At 75.5% G+C, this 19,321-nt stretch carries 15 protein-coding genes, 2 tRNA genes and 1 pseudogene; 12 read left to right on the top strand and 6 right to left on the bottom strand.

Annotated elements, in window-relative coordinates; genetic code table 11:
• Positions 1 to 598: 598 nt before the first annotated feature.
• The 5 genes and pseudogenes from A6F73_RS21545 to A6F73_RS21525 form a co-directional block, all read left to right on the top strand.
• A pseudogene (locus A6F73_RS21545) lies at positions 599 to 1,597 on the top strand (helix-turn-helix domain-containing protein); the annotation flags it as partial.
• Between the two features lie 923 nt (positions 1,598 to 2,520).
• A complete protein-coding gene (orn, locus tag A6F73_RS21540; RefSeq protein ID WP_063349299.1) occupies positions 2,521 to 3,123 on the top strand; it encodes an oligoribonuclease in 603 nt (200 codons plus the stop codon).
• Between the two features lie 127 nt (positions 3,124 to 3,250).
• Positions 3,251 to 3,326: transfer RNA gene (locus A6F73_RS21535), tRNA-His, on the top strand.
• A gap of 133 nt (positions 3,327 to 3,459) precedes the next feature.
• On the top strand, positions 3,460 to 3,906 hold the full coding sequence (locus A6F73_RS21530; protein ID WP_063349298.1) for a DUF4442 domain-containing protein: 447 nt from the start codon (positions 3,460 to 3,462) through the stop codon (positions 3,904 to 3,906).
• Positions 3,907 to 4,015: 109 nt separating this feature from the next.
• Positions 4,016 to 4,927, top strand: coding sequence for a hypothetical protein (locus A6F73_RS21525; protein WP_063349297.1), 912 nt, complete (start codon positions 4,016 to 4,018; stop codon positions 4,925 to 4,927).
• Between the two features lie 75 nt (positions 4,928 to 5,002).
• Here A6F73_RS21525 and A6F73_RS21520 read toward each other — a convergent pair whose 3' ends face one another.
• The gene (locus A6F73_RS21520) at positions 5,003 to 5,938 is read right to left on the bottom strand and encodes a fused MFS/spermidine synthase (protein ID WP_079135867.1); all 936 of its coding nucleotides are present in this window, start codon (positions 5,936 to 5,938) and stop codon (positions 5,003 to 5,005) included.
• 145 nt (positions 5,939 to 6,083) lie between these two features.
• Positions 6,084 to 6,608 carry a hypothetical protein gene (locus tag A6F73_RS42540; RefSeq protein WP_208869100.1) on the bottom strand — a complete coding sequence of 175 codons (525 nt, stop codon included), beginning with the start codon at positions 6,606 to 6,608 and terminating at the stop codon, positions 6,084 to 6,086.
• A gap of 438 nt (positions 6,609 to 7,046) precedes the next feature.
• On the opposite strand from A6F73_RS42540, the gene A6F73_RS21510 reads away from it, so the two are divergent.
• Entirely contained in the window at positions 7,047 to 8,636 is a 1,590-nt protein-coding gene (locus A6F73_RS21510) for a hypothetical protein (protein ID WP_063349295.1), read from the top strand.
• A 21-nt stretch (positions 8,637 to 8,657) separates the two neighbouring features.
• Here the strand turns inward: A6F73_RS21510 and A6F73_RS21505 are convergent, their stop codons facing one another.
• The gene (locus A6F73_RS21505) at positions 8,658 to 9,314 is read right to left on the bottom strand and encodes a histidine phosphatase family protein (RefSeq protein ID WP_063349294.1); all 657 of its coding nucleotides are present in this window, start codon (positions 9,312 to 9,314) and stop codon (positions 8,658 to 8,660) included.
• A gap of 287 nt (positions 9,315 to 9,601) precedes the next feature.
• Between A6F73_RS21505 and A6F73_RS21500 the strand changes: the two genes are divergently transcribed.
• From A6F73_RS21500 to A6F73_RS21490, 3 genes are read left to right on the top strand one after another with little or no spacing between them, the layout of a single operon-like run.
• Entirely contained in the window at positions 9,602 to 10,843 is a 1,242-nt protein-coding gene (locus tag A6F73_RS21500; RefSeq protein WP_063349293.1) for a hypothetical protein, read from the top strand.
• A gap of 55 nt (positions 10,844 to 10,898) precedes the next feature.
• Entirely contained in the window at positions 10,899 to 12,524 is a 1,626-nt protein-coding gene (locus A6F73_RS21495) for a hypothetical protein (protein ID WP_063349292.1), read from the top strand.
• Positions 12,521 to 13,885 (top strand): AAA family ATPase, encoded by a 1,365-nt coding sequence (locus tag A6F73_RS21490; RefSeq protein ID WP_063349291.1) that lies wholly within the window; start codon positions 12,521 to 12,523, stop codon positions 13,883 to 13,885. Before A6F73_RS21495 ends, A6F73_RS21490 begins: the two co-directional genes overlap by 4 nt.
• Positions 13,886 to 13,915: 30 nt before the next feature.
• Here A6F73_RS21490 and A6F73_RS21485 read toward each other — a convergent pair whose 3' ends face one another.
• Entirely contained in the window at positions 13,916 to 14,248 is a 333-nt protein-coding gene (locus A6F73_RS21485) for a hypothetical protein (protein ID WP_063349290.1), read from the bottom strand.
• Between the two features lie 250 nt (positions 14,249 to 14,498).
• On the opposite strand from A6F73_RS21485, the gene A6F73_RS21480 reads away from it, so the two are divergent.
• The 3 genes from A6F73_RS21480 to A6F73_RS21470 all read left to right on the top strand — a co-directional run bounded on the left by A6F73_RS21480 (position 14,499) and on the right by A6F73_RS21470 (position 15,743).
• A complete protein-coding gene (locus A6F73_RS21480; RefSeq protein WP_063349289.1) occupies positions 14,499 to 14,873 on the top strand; it encodes a hypothetical protein in 375 nt (124 codons plus the stop codon).
• Positions 14,874 to 14,920: 47 nt separating this feature from the next.
• The gene (locus A6F73_RS21475) at positions 14,921 to 15,601 is read left to right on the top strand and encodes a bifunctional DNA primase/polymerase (RefSeq protein WP_347878548.1); all 681 of its coding nucleotides are present in this window, start codon (positions 14,921 to 14,923) and stop codon (positions 15,599 to 15,601) included.
• Between the two features lie 68 nt (positions 15,602 to 15,669).
• Positions 15,670 to 15,743 (top strand) — tRNA-Lys (locus A6F73_RS21470).
• Positions 15,744 to 15,887: 144 nt separating this feature from the next.
• Here the strand turns inward: A6F73_RS21470 and pgi are convergent.
• A complete protein-coding gene (gene pgi / locus A6F73_RS21465; RefSeq protein WP_063349287.1) occupies positions 15,888 to 17,549 on the bottom strand; it encodes a glucose-6-phosphate isomerase in 1,662 nt (553 codons plus the stop codon).
• Between the two features lie 175 nt (positions 17,550 to 17,724).
• On the bottom strand, positions 17,725 to 19,308 hold the full coding sequence (locus A6F73_RS21460; protein ID WP_167745871.1) for a Na+/H+ antiporter: 1,584 nt from the start codon (positions 19,306 to 19,308) through the stop codon (positions 17,725 to 17,727).
• Between the last annotated feature and the right edge of the window lie 13 nt (positions 19,309 to 19,321).

Below are 19,321 nucleotides of genomic sequence, written 5' to 3'. Positions count from 1 at the left end.
GAGCGCCTTGAGCAGGGTGAGCAGGAGCGACGCGGGTCCTGACAGCGGCCAGGCGGCGGCCGGTATCGCGGCTCGGTCCGCGAGAAGCACCGGCACCTCCGCGACCGCCGCCACCACCCGCAACTCCGGCACCCCGGGCGCCGTCTCGCACTCCTCGTACCCCACAGTGCCTTCCCCCGGCACCGCCGCCACGGGCACCTCGGCGGCGGCCGCAGAGCACGGCGGAGCGGCACACGGCGGGCAGGCGTACGGCGGTCCCGCATACGGCGGGTCGGCACACGTCGGAGCGGCACACGTCGGAGCAGTGCACGGCGGGTCGGCACACGGCGGCCAGCAGGCGCACTCCGGACAGGTCGTCAGCCGAGGCACCGTCAGCCCGGCGCAGGCCTACGGCGCCGACTTCCCGGCCTATCCCGGCTACCCGGGGGCGGGCGGAACGATCGCCGCGAATGGCGCGATCGGCGCGAACGGCGCCCCTGGCCTGAACGGCGCCCCCACCGGCTCCCTGGGCGGCCCCCTCGCCGGCCTCCCCCTGGGCTCCCCCGGCCACGGCCCGCTGGGCCACGGCGGGCCGGGCGCGAACGGCTCGTCGACCCCGATGACGGTCTCCGCCCCGCGCAAGCTCTCCGGCCGCCGACGCCGGGAGACCGTCGCGGTGCTGATCTTCGGCGGCGCCCCGATCTTCGAGAGCTCGATCCCGCTGTCCGTCTTCGGCGTCGACCGCCAGGACGCCGGGGTACCGCGCTACCGGCTGCTGGTCTGCGCCGGCGAGGACGGCCCGCTCGCCACCACCGGCGGCCTCACCCTCTCCGCTCCGTACGGCCTGGAGGCCCTCGCCCGGGCCGGCACGATCGTCGTACCGGCCTGGCGCTCGATCTCGCAGCCCCCGCCGGTCGAGGCGATCACCGCCCTGCGCAAGGCCCACCACGAGGGCGCGCGGATCATCGGGCTCTGCACCGGCGCCTTCGTCCTGGCCGCCGCCGGCCTGCTCGACGGCCGCCCGGCGACCACCCACTGGATGTACGCGCCGACGCTGGCCAAGCGCTACCCCCGGGTGCACGTGGACCCGCGCGAGCTCTTCGTCGACGACGGCGACGTGCTCACCTCGGCCGGCACCGCCGCCGGCATCGACCTGTGCCTGCACGTGGTGCGCAGCGACCACGGCGCCGAGGCGGCCAACGCGCTGGCCCGTCGCCTGGTGGTCCCGAGCCGTCGCAGCGGCGGCGGACAGGCCCAGTACATCGACCAGTCTTTACCTGAGGAGATCGGCAACGACCCGCTGGCCGAGGTGGTCACCTGGGCGCTGGAGAACCTCAACCAGCAGTTCGACGTCGAGGTGCTGGCGGCACGCGCGTACATGAGCCGACGCACCTTCGACCGGCGGTTCCGCACGCTCACCGGCAGCGCGCCGCTGCAGTGGCTGATCACCCAGCGGGTGCTCCAGGCGCAGCGGCTGCTGGAGACCTCGGAGCTGTCGGTGGACGACGTCGCCCGCCGGTGCGGGTTCCGTTCGCCGGTGGCGCTGCGCGGGCACTTCCGCCGCCAGCTCGGGGTCTCGCCCGCCGCGTACCGGACCAGCTACCGGGCGCGCCGGCCCGGGCCGCAGTCGGCGGTGCCGACCGGTCCGCACGGCGGCGACCTGCGGCTGCCCGGCGCCCTGCCGCACGCGGCGGCCACGGCCGGGTCGGCAGCGGGCGCGGCGCTGTTCGGCGGGGCACACGGCAGCCAGCACGGCGCACAGCACGGCGCGCAGCCCGCGTACCCGTTCCCGGCCGGGAACGGCGCACCGGCGCAGGTCGGCCCGCACGGCCAGCCGCTGCCGCACGGCGCGTCGCCGGCCGCGGCGGGGCAGCCGGGCCCGCACGGCCAGCCCGGCCCGTTCGGTCCGGGGCAGGCCGGGACGCCGGCCGACCGGGCCTTCCACGCCCGGGCCGGGCAGCCGTACCCGCACCAGCAGGCCGCGCAGCAGCCGCACCCCGGGCAGCAGGGTGCGGGGCGCGGTCCGGTGCGGTCGCCGCTGGTGCCGCCGCAGGCCGGGTCGGGGGCGGGGCGTCCGCCGCGCACCGCGGAGCACGCGGCGGCGGAGGACGGCCACCCCCAGCCGGGGGCGCGCGGCCAGGGGCAGGGGCACCGCAGTGCGGTCGAACGGCCCGCGGACGAGCCGGGTGCCGCGGCGGGCTCCGCCCGCGGTCACGGCTCGGCGACCGGCCGGGTGCCGGCCCCCGCCCCCGCCGGGCAGCCGGCGACCGGGGCGGGCGAGCTCCGGGGCCGGCAGGCGCGGGTGCCGCAGGCCCGTCCGCAGGGCGGCCGGGCGGCGGCGGCCGACGGTGCCCGGGCGGCGCGCGAGGCCCGTCCGACTCGGGACGGCCACGCGGTCCGGACCGGGCGGGAGGGCGAGCGGCCGGACGGCCACGGCCCGCACGGCGGCGCGGAGGAGCACCAGGCCGAGGGCTGTGCCCCGGAGCCCCGCTCGGCTCCGCCGGTCCCCGCGGCGCGTGATCGCGCCGTAGGGTGAGTTGTGTGAATGACCGTTTGGTATGGATCGACTGTGAAATGACCGGCCTCGACCTCGACCAGGACGCCCTGGTCGAGGTCGCGGCACTGGTGACGGACTCCGAGCTCAACATCCTCGGCGAGGGTGTGGACGTCATCATCCGCCCGCCGGCGGAGGCGCTGGCGGGCATGCCCGAGGTGGTGCGCGCGATGCACACCTCCTCCGGCCTGCTGGAGGAGCTGGAGCAGGGTGTGACGCTGGCCGAGGCGGAGGCGCGGGTGCTCGCGTACATCCGCGAGCACGTGCCGGAGGCCGGCCGGACGCCGCTGTGCGGGAACTCGGTGGCCACCGACCGCGGCTTCCTCGCCCGGGACATGCCGGCCCTGGAGAAGCACCTGCACTACCGGATCGTGGACGTCTCCTCGATCAAGGAGCTGGCCCGCCGCTGGTACCCGAAGGCGTACTACAACAGCCCGCAGAAGGGCGGCAACCACCGGGCGCTGGCCGACATCCGCGAGAGCATCGACGAACTGCGGTACTACCGCGAGGCGGTGTTCGTCCCGCAGCCCGGACCGGACACCGACACCGCGCGCGCCATCGCCGAGAAGTACCAGGCCCCGGAGGGCTGACCCGAGGAGCCCGGGGGAGGTGCCCGCGTTCGCCCGGACGAAAGCCTGGCGCGAGCACCCTCTCGGATCCTGTAGAGTTCTTCCTGTCGGAACGGGAACGCGGAAGCGGGAACGGACCGGACAGATGGTGGGTGTAGCTCAGTTGGTAGAGCACCTGGTTGTGGTCCAGGTGGCCGCGGGTTCAAGTCCCGTCACTCACCCCAGAGCCTGAGGGGCCGATCTCTTCGAGAGATCGGCCCCTCAGGCGTTTTCGCGTTCCCTCAACTCTCCACCGCGGTTCGGGTTTTCCCGGCGCAGGCCTGCCGCCAGAAGCTACCGGCTAGTAACATTCCTGCCATGACCACACCTTCGATCGGCCAGCTGCTCGACTCCACCGTGCCGATGGCGCACACCCTCAAGCTGGAGTACCTGGAGACCACCCCGGACCGCGCCGTGCTGCGGCTGCCCGACCAGCCCGCGTACCACAACCACGTCGGCGGACCGCACGCCGGCGCGATGTTCACCCTCGCCGAGTCCGCCAGCGGCTGCATCGTGCTCGCCGCCTTCGGCGACCAGCTCTCCCGGGCCGTGCCGCTCGCGGTGAACGCCGAGATCGCCTACAAGAAGCTCGCCATGGGCGAGGTCACCGCCACCGCCGTCCTCGGCCGCCCCGCCGCCGAGGTCGTCGCCGAGCTGGACGCCGGCGGCCGCCCGGAGTTCCCGGTCACCGTCGAGATCACCCGCGCCGACGGCGCCGTCACCGGCGTGATGACCGTCACCTGGACCCTGCGCCCCAACTCCTGACCGCGCCACGGCCGGTGGCCCCGGGCAACCCGGCCCGGGGCCACCCGTGCGATGACTGTCCGTGACGGCGGGCGTGACCTCACGACCCGTCCGCTCGTTCTCAACTCACATGCGAGCCAATCACGCGACCAAGCCCCAGGAACCCGCCCCCCGCGGCGTCGGCGTACGGCGCGCGATCGGCCGGTGGCTGCCCCGCGTCCTCGCCGCCGGTGGCGCCCTCCTCGCCCAACTCGGGGGCTTCGGCGCGCAGGCCGCCTGCGCCGACCCGCTGCCGGACCAGACCCGGCCCGCCGTCCGCCGCACCCTGGCCGGCGGGCCCGCGCCCGGCCGGCTCGCCCAGGCCGGGCGGCCCGCGTACGACGGTCCGTCGGCCGAGCGGTCCGACGACCCCGGGCGCCCGGCGGCCGAGGAGGCCGAGCGCCCCTCCCCCGGGCTCGTCGGGGAACTGACCGGCACCGTCCCCGACGCCGGGATCGACGGCGCCACCGGCACGGTCGGCAGCGTCTTCCAGGACCGGATCCGAGCCGGCGGACTCCCCCTGCCCGGGCAACGGGCCGCCGTCCCCGACGCCTTCGCGATCGCCTCCGGCCTGCCCGACACCGTCCCCGCCCAAGGCCGCCCCGCCGAGACCCGCGCCTCCCGGGAGGGCGGGCCCGCCGAACTGCCCGCCACCGCACGGCCCGGCGCCACCGGAGTCCGCTCCGCCGCACCGGCCGCCACCGCCCGCCCGCCCGGGGCGGCCGGTGCGCCCCCGGTCCAGGAGGCCACCGCCCCGGACGGGCGGAGCGCGGCCGGACCCGCCACGAGCCGTGACCGGACGGGCGCCACCACCGCCCTGCCGGTCGGGCCCGGCGCACCCGCCCAACCGTCCGAAACCCTCGCGCTCGCCGACACCGCCACGGTGACGGCCGTGGGCGACGGTTCCGCCACCGCGACCGCCGTCCTCGCGCCGATCGCCGCCGGGCTGCTGCTGACCGGCGCGGCCATGTGCAAGCACCGCGGCCTGCCGCGCGGGCACTGACCGGACTCACGCTCCTGGCGACGGTTCCAGCGCCGGCCGCGGACGTTCACGCCCGGGGGCAACCCCTCGGGGTGGTCAGCGGAAGACGCCCGGGGGCGGGGCCGGGGAGGGGGCGGCGGTGGCGTCCGTGGCGGGGACGGCCCCGGCGGCGAACGCGGTGAGGGCGGAGCCGTGTTCGACCCGGCCGAGGGCGGCGTCGGAGGCGACGCGGCGGGTGAGGTCGGCGATCGGGAGGGGTGCGTGGGCGCCGGCGAGGACGAGGTTGCCGAAGCGCTTGCCGCGCAGGACGGCGGGGTCGGCGACCAGGCACAGTTCGGGGAAGACCGCGCCGAGGGTGGCGATCTGGGAGCGGGCGAAGGGCAGCGCCGAGCCGTCGGCGATGTTGGCCGCGTACCAGCCGCCGGGGGCGAGGGCGCGGGCGGCGAGGGCGGTGAACTCGACGGTGGTGCAGTGGGCCGGGGTGCGGGCGCCGGAGAAGACGTCGGTGATGACCAGGTCGACGCTGCCCTCGGGGGTGCGTTCGAGCACGCTGCGGGCGTCGGCACCGCGCACCTTGATCTGCCAGCCGCGCTCCAACGGCAGCTCGGTGCGGACGAGTTCGGTGAGCGCGGTGTCGATCTCGGCGACCTGCTGGCGGGAGCGGGGCCGGGTGGCCGCGACGTAACGGGCCAGGGTGAGGGCGCCGCCGCCGAGGTGCAGCACGGTGAGCGGGCGGCCGGACGGGGCGACCAGGTCGATCAGGTGGCCGAGCCGGCGCTGGTACTCGAAACCGAGGTGGGTGGGGTCGGCGAGGTCGACCATGGACTGCGGGGCGCCGTCGATCAGCAGCGACCAGGCCGCGGGGCGGTCCCGGTCGGGCCGCAGTTCGGCGAGGCCGGAGCCGACCGGACGGGTGAGCGGGCCCTGGGCGTGGGTGCGGCCGCCGGGGCCGGTGACGTCCGGCCCGGTGTCGCGCTCGGTGCCGCGGCCCGCGCCCCGGGCTGCTCTGCTGCTTCGTCCCATGACCGCCATTATCGCCGCCGGGCGGGGCGGCCTCGCTGGTCAGGGAGGTCAGGGAGATCCGGGAGGTCAGGGAGATCAGGGGGCGTGCCAGGTGGATCCGGCCGGAGGGGCGGGCCAGGCTCGCGGGCCCGGCGGGATCCGCACGGCACGCCCGCTAGAACGGGCCGAGGCCGCCTGCGGTGAGCGTGCAGGCGGCCTCGCAGAGGGCGGAGCGGAGCACCCAGGCGTCGGTGGGGCGGGCGGCGCAGGCGGCGCCGGAGGGGGGCATCACCCACCGCGGGTCGGTGGCGGTCGGCAGCAGGGCGCCGGCGGTACAGGAGCTGCCTGGCAGGTGCCAGGTCTCGCTGGTGCCGACGGGGACGAGGAAGGTGACGGTGCTGCCGTTGCGGCTCTGCAGGACGGCCCCGCAGGCCCTGCGCAGCCGCAGGATGTCCACCGCCTCCAAGCCGTGCCGCAGGGCGACCGTCACGGTGTCGCAGCTGGTGACGAGGGTGTCCTGGTCCGGTCCGGGGCCGAGGCGGTGGCCGGGGTGCCGGCCGCCGCGGGGGGCGCGTCCGCCTTCGACCGGGCCCCGGCCGGGGATCCGGTCGTCGGCCGGGTCGGGGAGCAGGGCGGGGGCGGCGCCGGCGAGCACGCCGCCGGCGGCCGGTCGGTACTGCGACAGTCCGGTGGCCATCATGGGCCCTCCTGTACCTCGTCGGGTCAAAAGCGCCGCCGCCCGGAAGGTGGGGGCCGCGGGGACGGACGGCAGGCCGGGGCGACGGCCTGGGCTTCCACGTATCAGGACAACGCGGCGGACACCTCACAGGCCACGGGGCGCCTTACAGCAAGGCATGGCATTTCATGGCGGATAACCCGCAACCACGCCCGCTTTATACCGAATTGGGGGCACATCTCCCATAAACCGGCTGTGGTCGACCGGTCACGCCCGGTACTGTCGGTGGCGGGTCACGACGACCCCACCGGCCACACCGGGCCGTTCCCGCACCGTCGCGCACCACCGTGCCGACACCCGGACCGTACCCGCACTTCGCCCCCGCACCCGACACCCGCGCACCTCCGGCGCCGCCGGCCGCGCACCCGCACCACCACCCTCCGCACGACCACGGAGCGCACCATGGCAGCCACCCCACCGGCCGAGCCGAACCGCCCGTCACCCAACGCCGTGATGCGCGCACTGCGCGGCAACCGCTCACCCGGCGAGTTCGCCATGGCCGTGCGCCGGGCGGCCCGGGAGATCGGGGAGCACGTGTCCTGCGACGCCCGCTACGTCGGGCGGGTCGAATCCGGCGAGATCCGCTGCCCCAACTACGCGTACGAGCGGGTCTTCCGACACATGTGGCCGGACCGCGCGCTCACCGAACTCGGCTTCTCCCCCCGGACCGCCGTCCGCCGCCGCCCGGCGGACGGCGCCGGCGGGAGGGCCCAAGCCCCCCCGCTCCACCCACCGTTCCCGCCCCCGCCCGCCCCGCGCTCACCACTCTCCACTCAACTCCCGTACGCTGCCTCGCCGTACGCGGATCCAGCCGCTCCGAACAGGCCCCCGTGGCCGAGGGCCGTCGCGGCGCCCCGGGGGCCTGATGGATCGCCCTATCTCGACGAGGAGAACGACGACGTGCGTCGCCGTACGTTCCTGGCCGGCGGCCCGACCGCGCTGGCCACCGTGATCGGCATCGACCGGCCGACCGTGGCCGCCGCCGCGGCCACCGGCGGTGCCGCCGCCGACCCCGCCGCGCCGGTGCTGTTCGAGCCCGGCCCCGGCGCCTTCGTGCCCGGCCGCCCCGGGCCGGTACCGCCACCCCGCAGGGTCGGCGCCGCCGAGGTGCTCGGCGTCGAGCAGGCCGTCCGGGAGATCCGGCTGGCCGACGACGCGCACGGCGGCGACACCCTGTTCGAACGCGCCGGGCAGTCGCTGCGCACCGCCTACCTGCTGCTCAACGAGGGCGAGTACAGCGCGGAGACCGAACGCCGGCTCCAGGCCGGGGCCGGCGAACTCGCCATCTCGGTGGGCTGGTTGGCGCACGATTCGAACCGGCTGGCGGACGCCCGCTCGCTCTACGCCGAGGCGCTCGCCACCGCCCGCATGGCCGGCGACGCCGCACTGGAGGCGCACGTGTTCTGCAACAGCGCCTTCCTCGCCCGGGACGCCGGCCGCCCCCGCGAGGCGCTGCGCGCCGCCCAGGCCGGGCAGGTCGCCGCCCGCCAGCTGGACTCCGCCCGGCTGCTCGCGCTGCTGGCCATGCGGGAGGCCGGCGGCTGGGCGCTGCTGCAGGACCGCGCCGCCTGCGAACGCGCGCTCGCCCGGGCGTACACGCTGTTCGACCGCGGCCGCGCCGAGGGGGATCCGGAGTGGATGTCCTTCTTCGGCGAGGCGGAGATCGCCGGCCTGCAGTCGCAGTGCTGGTCCGCACTCGGCGACTGGGACCGCGCCAGCGAGCAGGCCGGACTGGCCATAGCGCTGCAGAAACCGCACTTCGTCCGCAACCGGGTGCTGTACACCGCCGAGCTGGCCCACGACCGGCTCGGCCGGGGCGACTTGGCGGGTGCGGCGCACCACGGTTCGGCCGCCGTGGCGCTGTTCGGCGAGGTCCGCTCGGCCCGGATCCGGAGCATGCTGGCGGACACCGCCGAACGGTTGCGCCCGCACGCCGCCGTGACCGAGGTCCGCCACTTCCTGACCGGGTACGACCAGGCGGCGGCCGCCTGAGGCGCGGCTCCTGACCGTCCGTCAGTGACCGGCGGCCAGGCCCTCCAGGTGGGAGAGGTCGTTCCAGACCTCCACGGCCGGCGCGCCGTACTCCCAGGAGAGCACGCAGAGCGCGGCGGTGCCGAGCTTGAAGCGCTGGGCGAACTCGGGCGGCAGGCCCAGCCAGCGCGCGGTCAGGATGCGCAGCAGGTGGCCGTGCGCGAACAGGACGACGTCCCGGTCCGCGCAGTGCATGACGGTGGTGTCCGGCTCGGGGACGCCGTGCTCCTCGTTGAGGCCGGCGAGGAAGGCGTCCACCCGGGCGGCCACCTCGGAGAGCTTCTCGCCACCGGGCACGCCGTCGCGCCAGATCAGCCAGCCGGGGTGGTCGGTGGCACGGATGTCCGCGCCGGTGCGGCCCTCGTACTGGCCGTAGTCCCACTCCAGGAGCTCCGGGCGCTCCACCGCCCGGTCGCCGAAGCCGGCCAGGGCGCAGGTCTCCTTGGCGCGGCCGAGCGGGCTGGTGTAGACGAGCGCGTCCGGCATCCCGTTCCAGGGGGCCTTGGCGAGGCGGGCGCCGAGCGCCCGGGCCATCGCCCGGCCCTCCTCGGTCAGCGGGATGTCGGTGCGGCCGGTGTGGCGGCCGGTGGCCGACCATTCGGTCTCGCCGTGGCGGACCAGCACGATTCGGGCGGGCATGGCAGGCTCCTCGCAGCGGGGTGGTGGCAACGGTCGGTCTCACCCTTGAGCACCGGGTTCCATGATCCCTCACCCGGACGGCGGGCACGATCGCGGGCCGGTCCGAAACGGTCCGAAGGCGGCTCCGGATCGAAACGGTCCGGAGGCGGCGCCGGTCCGGAACGGTCTCGGCACCCGGGCCGACCGGGGCGCGAGGTGTCCCCCATCCGGCACGCACGCGCGGTTCAGGCCGGAACAGGCCGGTCCGCACCGCATTGTCGGACCCGGGTGCGACACTGGGCCGCACCATGAACGTCTCGACGAACGTCCCGTCCACCGGGCACGCTGAGCCGCTCGCCCAGCGGCTCGCCGAACTGCGCGGTCCCGCGCCGCAGCGCAGCCTGAACGCCCGTTCCCTCGCCGCGCTCGCCGCCAATCCGGGCTGCCACCGCCGCGCCGTGCTCGACGCTGCGGGGGTGGACAAGTCGACGCTGGCCGCCCGGCTCGGCCGCCCCGCGCCCTTCGGGCAGTCCCCGTTCGCGATCGCCCGCGGCGTGATCTTCGAGTCCCGGCTGAAGGCGGACGACTACGCCGCGCTGCTGGAGCCGCTGCGCGGCCACCTCGGCGTCCCGGCGGACGGCGGCACCCCCTTGCAGGTGCCGGATCTGCTGCACCGCTCCGGGCCCGCCGTCCGGGCCGACCGGACGGTCGAGGCGCTGGCCCGGGCCGCCGCCGACCCGGACGCCTGGACGCTGCTGGACCACCCGATGCTGCGCCTGGACGTGGCCGGCGGCACCGCCTACCTGGAGCCGGACGCGGTCGTGGTGCACGGCGGCCGGTGCACGGTGGTCGAGATCAAGTCCTTCCCGGTGCTGGACGGCGGCGCGGACCCGGCCAAGGTCGGCGCCGCCGCCCGCCAGGCCGCCGTGTACGTGCTGGCGCTCCAGCGGACCGCCGCCGCGCTGGCCGGCCACCCGCTCGCCGACGACCCGTACACCGAGCAGCGGCTGCCCGGCAGCCCCCGGTCGAGCGTGCTGCTGGTCTGCCCGAAGGACTTCGGCAACCGGCCGACGGCCGTCGCCGTCGACGTCCGGCGCGAGCTCGCCACCACCCGCCGCCAGCTGAGCCGGATGACCGGCATCGACCGGCTGCTGGCGGAGCTGCCGGCGGGCGCCGACTTCGACCTGGCGGCCGACGAGGAGGGCGTGCCGGCCCGCTCCGCCGAGGAGCTGACCGCCTCGGTCGAGGCGGTGCCCGCCGCGTACGGCCCGGACTGCCTCTCCACCTGCGAGCTCGGCTTCCACTGCCGCGCCCAGGCCCGCTGCGGCGACCGGGTCGAGCAGCTCGGCCGGGGCGTGCGCGGCGAACTGGGCAGCATCCGGACGGTGACGCGGGCCCTGGCCGCCGCCGAAGCCGGCATCAGCCTGGACACTGACACCGCCGACGTGGACAAGGACGCGGACGTGGACGAGGCCGCCGAACGGCTGGCCTACGCGGCCGCGCTGCGCGCCGAGGCGCTGGGCAAGGCCCCGACGGCGGGTCACGCGTGAGCGGGCGCAGCACGGCCGTGCGCGAACGCGGCGGGCCCGAAGCGGGGGCGCGCGCATGAGCCTGCTGACCACCCTCGCCCGGCTGGAGGCCGTCCGCAGCGGGCGGGCCGAGCCGCTGGCCACCGTCCGGCACCGGCACCTGTCCGACCGCCCGATGGTGGTCGTGCCGCTGACGGCCGCCGGCGAGGCCGGCGCGCCGCTGGCGGTGCTGCTGGGCACCGACCGGGACGCGCCCCGGCTGCACCTGGTGCCGCAGCCGCTCAACCGCACCCTGCGGTTCGACTTCCTGGCCGAGCTGGCCGCCGACCTGCTGCCGTACCTGGAGTCCTTCGCCGAGGACGTGGAGCAGATCGAGGGCTCCGAGAAGGACCCGGAGACCGGCGAGAAGACCCAGGTGTTCCGCGAGCTGTGCGCCGACGCGCCGCAGCTGATCGTGCCGAACGGCGCGGGCGTGCGGCACCTGGCCCTGCTCGGCCGCTCCACCCGGTTCCGCCGGACGGTCGAGGACGACGAGCCGGGGCCGTACCCCGCGCCGGTGCGGGTGCCGCTGCTCGGCCGCTGGCTGACCCACCTCACCGACCGCGCCCAGGTGCCCGGCACCAGCCTGCTGCTGCCGATGACCGGTTTGCTGGCCCGGCACTGGGCCACCGGCCAGAGCCACCTGGAGGACCAGCACCTGGCCGCCCACCTGGCCTGGCACGCCCCGCCGGGCGGCCTGACCGGTGCCGAGGCGGCCGAGCGCGCCGAGTCCGCCCGGGACGACCGGGGGCAGTTGCTGCACCCGCCGGCCGGCCCGGCCACCGATCCGCGCTTCGACGAGTTCGTGCTCGCCCCGGCGATCGCCCGCTACGACACCGCCACGGCCGCCCTTCAGCACAGCGCCGAGCAGCGCGACGAGGCCGCCGCCGAGCGCGCCCGGGCGGCCGTCCGGGCGGCGGTCGAGCAGTTGCGCGAGGTGCTGGCGGCCGTGCTGCTGCCCACCTGGCGGGACGTCTGGCGCGGTCTGGACCTGTTGCGCGGGCTGCCGCCCGCCGGGCACCTGGCGGAGCGCTGGACCGGCGACCGCTGGTCCTACACCGGCCACCGGGACCGGCTGGCGGCCGGCGAGCCGCCGCAGCCGCGGCAGGACGACGCCGTCACGGCCGCCCGCAAGCTCGCCCAGCGCGAGCGCGAGCAGACCCGGCTGGACGTCCAGGAGGCACTGGACGATCCGCTGGCGATGGCCGAACACCGGCTGTCCGGCGAGGCGTTCAGCGGCGTGGTGACCGAGGTGGTGCCGGACTACGACACCACCGGCCGCTCCCCCAAGCCGCGCCCGCTGATCACCCTGCGCACCGCCGACCGCCCGCACGCGGATCTCGGGCGGGAGGCGCACCGGGTGTGGGGGTCCCCCCAGCCGGAGGCCGGCGGCGGCCGGTCCCCGCAGAAGGCGGAGATCGCGGCGGTCGACCCGGCCGGGGGCACCATCACCCTGCGCCTGCTGTCCGGCATGGGGCGCAGGAAGGAGCCCGAGCCGGGCAGTCTGCCCGAGCCCGGCGATCCGGTCACCTTCACCCTGTTCGAGCTGACGGTCCGCCAGTCCGCGCCGCTGCCCGAGCCGGACGACACCCCGTGGACGCACGGCGGCCCGCCCGGCGCCGCCCCCGTACCCGCCCCGTCCGTCTCCGAGGAGTGGGAATGATGGCCGAGTTGAGCGCCGAGCAGGCACCGGGCGCGGCCGCCGACGCCGCCGTGGCCCGGATCCTGGCCGCGACCGTCCACCCGGCGGCCGGCGCCCCGCGCGGCGTGGTGGTCGATTCCCCGCCCGGCGCCGGGAAGTCGACGCTGGTGGTGCGGGCGGCCCGGGAGCTGGTCGAGGCCGGCGAGCGGCTGATGATCGTCGCCCAGACCAACGGCCAGGTGGACGACCTGGTCGGCCGACTCGCCGAGAAGGCGCCGGACCTGACGATCGGCCGGCTGCACGCCGCCGACGCCCGGCCCGGCCCGGAGGTGCTGAAGCACGCCAACGTCACGCCCTCCGACAAGGTCGCCGAGCTGGTCGAGCACGACGTGGTGGTCTCCACCTCGGCGAAGTGGCAGTGGGTGCGGGCCGAGGCGCCGTGGCGGCACGCGATCGTCGACGAGGCGTACCAGATGCGTTCGGACGCCCTGCTCGCGGTGGCCCGGCTGTTCGAGCGGGCGCTGTTCGTCGGCGATCCGGGCCAGCTGGACCCGTTCACCGTGGTCGGCACCGAGCAGTGGGCGGGCCTGTCGTACGACCCGTCGAGCAGCGCCGTGGTCACCATGCTGGCGCACAACCCGCAGATCGAGCCGCACCGGCTGCCGGTCTCCTGGCGGTTGCCGGCCAGCGCGGCGCCGCTGATCTCGCGGGCGTTCTACCCGTACACGCCGTTCCGCTCCGGCACCGGCCCGGACGACCGCCGGCTGACCGCCGCCGTCCGGCCGGACGGCGGCGCGCTGGACGCCGCGATCGACCGGGCCGCCGAGCACGGCTGGGCGCTGCTGGAGCTGCCCGCCCGGCACACCGTGCGGACCGATCCGCAGGCGGTGGCGGCCGTCGCGGCCACCGTCCGGCGGTTGCTGGAGCGCGGGCTGACCGCCCGCTCCGAACAGGGCGAGGCCTCCCTCACCGCGGATCGGATCGCGGTCGGCACCGCCCACCGGGACCAGGCCGCGGCCGTCCGCGCGGCCCTGCTCAAGGTCGGCGTCCCGGTGGACCAGGCGGCCGGCCCGGCCGTCACGGTGGACACCGCCAACCGGCTGCAGGGCCGCGAGTACGACGTCACGGTGGTGCTGCACCCGCTCTCCGGACGGCCCGACGCGACGGCCTTCCACCTGGAGACCGGCCGGCTGTGCGTGCTCGCCTCCCGGCACCGGCACGCCTGCATCGTGGTGGCCCGGGCCGGGATCGGCGAGCTGCTGGACGAGCACCCGTCCACCGAGCCGGTCCAGCTGGGCGTCCCGGTCGCCTTTCCGGACGGCTGGGAGGCCAACCATCAGGTGCTGCACCACCTGAGCGGCCACCGGGTGCGGCTGGGCTGAGCGGCTGGGCTGAGCGACCGGGCGGGCGGATCAGGCCTTGGTCTCGGTCTCGGTCTCGGTCTCGCAGGCGGCGTAGGCCTGGACGGTCCCGTGCCCGGCCCGCACCGCCCAGGTGCTCGGGTCGTCGGGGTTCGGCGCGTTGACCAGGACGGCGTCGCCGGAGCCGGCGGGCCGGAAGGCGTAGCCGCCCCCGGTGAGGTGGGAGCCTTCGGGGCAGGTCGCCGTCGACCAGCCGCCCGGGCCGCTCCACGGCCCGGTCACCACGGTGGTCGTCTCGGCGGCCCCGGCCGCAGGTGCCGCGGCCAGTCCGAGGGCCGGGGTGATCAGCAGGAGTCCGGCCGCGAGGCCCTTGTGTACGGGCATGGGTTCTCCCTGGGGTGGCGGATCGCTGGGACACCCGGGACAACGACGGCCCCGACGCCCCGACGTCGCCGCACGCGCCCGACCACCCGAAGGAGTAGCGCGACCCCGGCGCGTACGGGGGAATAGCGCCCGCACGCGCACCGTTCCGTTACCGGCCGCCGCCGCGCGACAATGGACGGCGGCCACGGCCGTGCGGCGCGGCCCGGAGCAGCCGCCGCCCACCCCCACCGAGACCCGGAGGTGTCCGTCCATGCCCGACTCCCACACGAAGGCGTCCGACCACGGCGGTCAGGCCGACCCCGCGCGGCGTCTGCGTCCGGTGCAGCTGCTGTTCGAGCCGCAGTCCGCCGAGCCGGAGCCGGAACGATTCTTCGATCTGGAGTCGATCGACGACCCCACGGAGCTGCTGCGCCGCTCCACCGAGCTGGCCCTGGCCTTCCGGACGGCCGCCGAGCGGGCCACCGACTTCCAGGCGGTCGCCGCCGCGCAGCTGGCGGACCCGCGCCGCTTCGACGCGCTGTCCGACGCCGAGATCGCGCAGCGGGCGGACTGGACCCCCGACTACGCGGCCAAGATGATCGAGTACGGCCGCGGGCTGCTCCAGCCCCGCCGCCACGAGGACTGAGCGCCGCCGGGCACAAGGCGCCGGAGCGCCAGGCACCCGGCGCTCCGGTGCCCCGGCATCGGCCGCTGGCATATGCGCGAGCGGGGAAGGGTACGCCGTTCCCCGTCGTCCTGTCCGGCAAACCGTGCTTTCCCTCCCGTCCGGCCCCCGGACGGCACAGGCTGCTGTCCGTGGACATCTGGACGTATCAGTCGGTGGAGTACGTCACCGTGGCCGGCGAGGCCTGGCTCGCCTCCGCCAGCGAGTACCCGCGCAGCATGCGCGCCCTCTGGGAGGCCCGGCCGTGGGCGCCCTCGGTGCTGCCCTGCGGGCGCGCCTTCGACGTGATCAGCATGCCGTCGCTGTTCGGCCGCCGGGTGCTGGACGAGCTGTGGGCCTCCGGGCCCGGCTGCGGGCCGGTCGCCTCCTACCGGGGGCGGACGCTGCTGTTCGTCCAGCCCGGTGCGGGGCCCCGGCTGCGCCGGCTGCTGGCCTGGGAGGAGTGGGCCCGGGACGTGCCGCCCCTGCTGTGCCACGGCAAGGGCGACGCGGTGACCGTGCCACCGGTGCAGCGGATGGTGAACGGCCCGGACTCCCCCGGGCTGGGCTCCGGCCGGTGGATCGTCGCCCCGGAGGACCGGGAGCCGTGGCTGCCGGGCGCCTCGGTGGTGCTGTGGGCGTGCGTGCGGGCGGCCCGGGAGCCAGCCGCGGCCGTGCCGGCCGGCGCGGCGGCCGTGACCGGGGGGTGAACGGCGGACGGCCGGTATTCGATTTTGGCGCGGACCCCGGGCGCTGCTAAAGTCTTCTCTGTCAGCAGGCGCCGCTAGCTCAGTTGGTTAGAGCAGCTGACTCTTAATCAGCGGGTCCGGGGTTCGAGTCCCTGGCGGCGCACAGACAGCCGAGAGGCCCCTTGCGAAAGCGAGGGGCCTCTCGGCGTTTCCCGCGCGAACCGCGAACCGCGAACCGCGAACCGCGAGCCGGCGGACAAGGAAGCAGGACCGGGCCGCCCGCCGGAGCGGACGGCCCGACCGGGGCTCAGCGGCCGCGCAGCGCGCGGTAGCGGGCGACCAGCTCGGCGGTGGAGCTGTCCAGCTGTTCCGCGCCCTCGCCGGTCAGCAGCACCGGCTCGATCCGCTTGGCAAGCACCTTGCCCAGCTCGACGCCCCACTGGTCGAAGGAGTCGATGTTCCAGATCGCGCCCTGGACGAAGACCTTGTGCTCGTAGAGCGCGACCAGCTGGCCGAGCACCGAGGGGGTCAGCTCGGCGGCCAAGATGGTGCTGGTCGGGTGGTTGCCCTGGAAGGTCTTGTGCGGGACGAGTTCGGCGGGGACGCCCTCGGCCGCCACCTCCTCCGGGGTCTTGCCGAAGGCCAGCGCCTGGGTCTGGGCGAAGAAGTTGGCCAGCAGCAGGTCGTGCTGGGCGACCAGGCCCGGGAGCAGGTCGGCGACCGGCTTGGCGAAGCCGATGAAGTCGGCCGGGATCAGCTTGGTGCCCTGGTGCAGCAGCTGGTAGTAGGCGTGCTGGCCGTTGGTGCCGGGGGTGCCCCAGACCACCGGGCCGGTCTGCCAGGTCACCGGCGAGCCGTCGCGGGTCACCGACTTGCCGTTGGACTCCATGTCCAGCTGCTGGAGGTAGGCGGTGAACTTCGACAGGTAATGCGAGTAGGGCAGCACGGCGTGCGCCTGGGCGTCGAAGAACGCGCCGTACCAGACGCCGAGCAGGCCGAGCAGCAACGGGACGTTCTGCTCCGGCGGCGCGGTGCGGAAGTGCTCGTCGACCAGGTGGAAGCCGTCCAGCATCTCGCGGAAGGCGTCCGGGCCGATGGCGATCATCAGCGAGAGGCCGATCGCCGAGTCGAAGGAGTAGCGGCCACCGACCCAGTCCCAGAACTCGAACATGTTGTCGGTGTCGATGCCGAAGTCCCGCACGCCCTCGGCGTTGGTGGACAGCGCGACGAAGTGCTTGGCCACCGCCTCGGTGCCGGCGCCCAGACCGGTGAGCAGCCAGTCGCGGGCCGAGACCGCGTTGGTGATGGTCTCGATGGTGGTGAAGGTCTTCGAGGCGACGATGAACAGCGTCTCGGCCGGGTCGAGGTCGCGGACCGCCTCGTGCAGGTCGGCGCCGTCCACGTTGGAGACGAAGCGGACGTCGAGGTCGCGCTTGGCGAACGAGCGGAGCACCTCGTAGGCCATCGCGGGGCCGAGGTCGGAGCCGCCGATGCCGATGTTGACGACGGTGCGGATCGGCTTGCCGGTGTGGCCGCGCCACTCGCCGCCGCGGACCCGCTCGGCGAAGCCGGCCATCTTGTCGAGGACGGCGTGCACGGCGGGCACCACGTTCTCGCCGTCGACCTCGATCACGGCACCGCACGGGGCGCGCAGCGCGGTGTGCAGGACGGCGCGGTGCTCGGTGTTGTTGATCTTCTCGCCGCGGAACATCGCGTCCCGCAGCTCGGCGACGCCGGTGGCCGCGGCGAGTTCGCGCAGCAGCTCCAGCGTCTCGTCGGTGACCAGGTGCTTGGCGTAGTCCACGTGCAGGTCGCCGACCTGGAGGGTGTAGCGGCGGCCGCGCTCCGGGTCGGCGGCGAACAGCTCGCGCAGGTGCGTCTCGCCCAGCGCGGCCCGGTGCTTGCCGAGGGCGGCCCACTGCGGGGTGCGGTCGAGCGGGGTGCGGGCGTCGGCACGGGTCTCCGACATCGGTGGTTCCTCGATTCATCTGGGTGCAGAAACCGGCAGGGCCAGGCGGTGAGGGTCTCGCGAGGTCGTGCGGGTACTGGTGGTACGCCGACTCCGTTGACGGCCTGCCCGGGCTCAGCCTATGCAACCGCGGAGCCGGTCGCGCACATTCCGCCCGGCGGGGCCGGACAGGCCGTCACTTGCGTTCCGAGCGCAGGTCCAGCCCCCGCAGCACCTGGTCGACCAGCTCCGGGTCGGCGCCGAGTTCGCTGCGGGCGGCGAGCATCTCGCGCCGGGAGGCGGCGATCATCTCCTGTTCGACCTCCCGGGCGGCCCGCCACTGGCTGAGCCGCAGCTTGGCCTCGGCGGCCTCCTCCTCGGCGTAGTTCTCCGGGCAGAGCCGGGCCAGCCGGTCGTGCTGACGGTCCCGCAGGCGGTCGGCGACCTCGGCGGGCAGCCGGTCCTGCTCCTCCAGTTCGCCCAGCCGCCTGAGCCCCGCCTTGGCGGCCCGCCACCAGAGCTGGCGCACGGCCTGCTCGTGCTTGTCCTGGTCGATGTCCAGTTCGAACCGCTTGGCCAGCCAGGGCAGGGTGAGGCCCTGCACCAGCAGGGTGAACAGCACCACGCTGAAGGCGATGAAGACCAGGCGGCCACGCTCGGGGAACTCCTCGCCGGAGTGCAGGGTGAGCGGGATGGCGAGGGCCAGGGCGACGGTGGCCACGCCGCGCATGCCGGACCACCAGAGGATCACGCTCTCCTTCCAGCTGAACGGGGTGTCCTCGTCGTCGCCGCTGCGCAGCTTCTTCGACAGCCAGCCGGCCGGCAGCAGCCAGAGCAGCCGGACCACCACGACCACGCCGATGACCACGGCGGCGTCGCCGATGAAACCGGTCCAGCCGCGGCCGGCCTCCTTGAGCACGGTGGCCAGCTCCAGGCCGATCAGGCCGAAGGCGACGCCGGTGATCAGGATCTCGACGACCTCCCAGAAGGCGTTGCCGACCAGCCGGAAGGAGACGGCGTCGGCGTCGGAGGCCCGCTCCGCGAGGTAGAGCGCGCAGACCACGACGGCGAGCACGCCGGAGCCGTGGATCTCCTCGGCGATGGCGTAGGCGGCGAAGGGCACCAGCAGGTTGAGCGCGACCTGCTGGGTCGGGTCGTCCAGGCGCTCGGCGAGTTTGGTGTTGACCCAGCCGAGGGCGATGCCGACGACCACGGCGAGCACCGCGGACAGGATGAAGCGCAGCACCGCGTGGCCGACCGAGAAATCACCGCTGACCACGGCCTCGATGGCCAGCGAGTAGACGACGATCGCGGTGACGTCGTTGAACAGGCCCTCGCTCTCCAGGATCGACACCAGGCGCCGGGGCAGGCCGACGCTGCCGGCCACCGCGACGGCGGCCACCGGGTCGGGCGGGGAGACCAGCGCGCCGACCGCGATCGCGGCGGCGACCGGCAGGGCGGGCAGCAGCCAGTGCACCGCCCCGGCCACCGCGGCCGTGGTGACCACCACCAGGGCGACGGCCAGCAGCAGGATCGAGCGGACGTTGGCCTTGAAGTAGCGCACCGAGGAGCGCCGGGCGACCGCGAAGATCAGCGGCGGCAGGACCAGCGGGAGGATCAGCTCGGGTTCGATGGTGACGTCCGGGATCTGCGGGACGAGCGCCATGACGATGCCGAGCAGGGTCATCAGGACCGGTTGCGGGACTCCGGTCTTGCGTGCGAGCGGCATGGTCACCACGGAGGCGAGCAGCACCAGGAAGAACAGGGGCAGCTGGCCCACGGAAACGTTCCTC

The organism is Streptomyces sp. MJM8645, from assembly GCF_001625365.1.
In the GTDB taxonomy this organism is placed as follows: domain Bacteria; phylum Actinomycetota; class Actinomycetes; order Streptomycetales; family Streptomycetaceae; genus Kitasatospora.
The sequence above is the reverse complement of the archived record's forward strand: the minus strand, read 5'-3'. Positions and strand labels throughout refer to the sequence as shown.

What these genes read in the sequence shown, in the direction of transcription:
- A6F73_RS21530 (WP_063349298.1), top strand. Translation starts at nt 3,460, where the DNA reads ATGACCACACCTTCGATCGGCCAGCTGCTCGACTCCACCGTGCCGATG.
- A6F73_RS21525 (WP_063349297.1), top strand. Translation starts at nt 4,016, where the DNA reads ATGCGAGCCAATCACGCGACCAAGCCCCAGGAACCCGCCCCCCGCGGC.
- A6F73_RS21520 (WP_079135867.1), bottom strand. Translation starts at nt 5,938, where the DNA reads ATGGCGGTCATGGGACGAAGCAGCAGAGCAGCCCGGGGCGCGGGCCGC.
- A6F73_RS42540 (WP_208869100.1), bottom strand. Translation starts at nt 6,608, where the DNA reads ATGATGGCCACCGGACTGTCGCAGTACCGACCGGCCGCCGGCGGCGTG.
- A6F73_RS21510 (WP_063349295.1), top strand. Translation starts at nt 7,047, where the DNA reads ATGGCAGCCACCCCACCGGCCGAGCCGAACCGCCCGTCACCCAACGCC.
- A6F73_RS21505 (WP_063349294.1), bottom strand. Translation starts at nt 9,314, where the DNA reads ATGCCCGCCCGAATCGTGCTGGTCCGCCACGGCGAGACCGAATGGTCG.
- A6F73_RS21500 (WP_063349293.1), top strand. Translation starts at nt 9,602, where the DNA reads ATGAACGTCTCGACGAACGTCCCGTCCACCGGGCACGCTGAGCCGCTC.
- A6F73_RS21495 (WP_063349292.1), top strand. Translation starts at nt 10,899, where the DNA reads ATGAGCCTGCTGACCACCCTCGCCCGGCTGGAGGCCGTCCGCAGCGGG.
- A6F73_RS21490 (WP_063349291.1), top strand. Translation starts at nt 12,521, where the DNA reads ATGATGGCCGAGTTGAGCGCCGAGCAGGCACCGGGCGCGGCCGCCGAC.
- A6F73_RS21485 (WP_063349290.1), bottom strand. Translation starts at nt 14,248, where the DNA reads ATGCCCGTACACAAGGGCCTCGCGGCCGGACTCCTGCTGATCACCCCG.
- A6F73_RS21480 (WP_063349289.1), top strand. Translation starts at nt 14,499, where the DNA reads ATGCCCGACTCCCACACGAAGGCGTCCGACCACGGCGGTCAGGCCGAC.
- pgi (WP_063349287.1), bottom strand. Translation starts at nt 17,549, where the DNA reads ATGTCGGAGACCCGTGCCGACGCCCGCACCCCGCTCGACCGCACCCCG.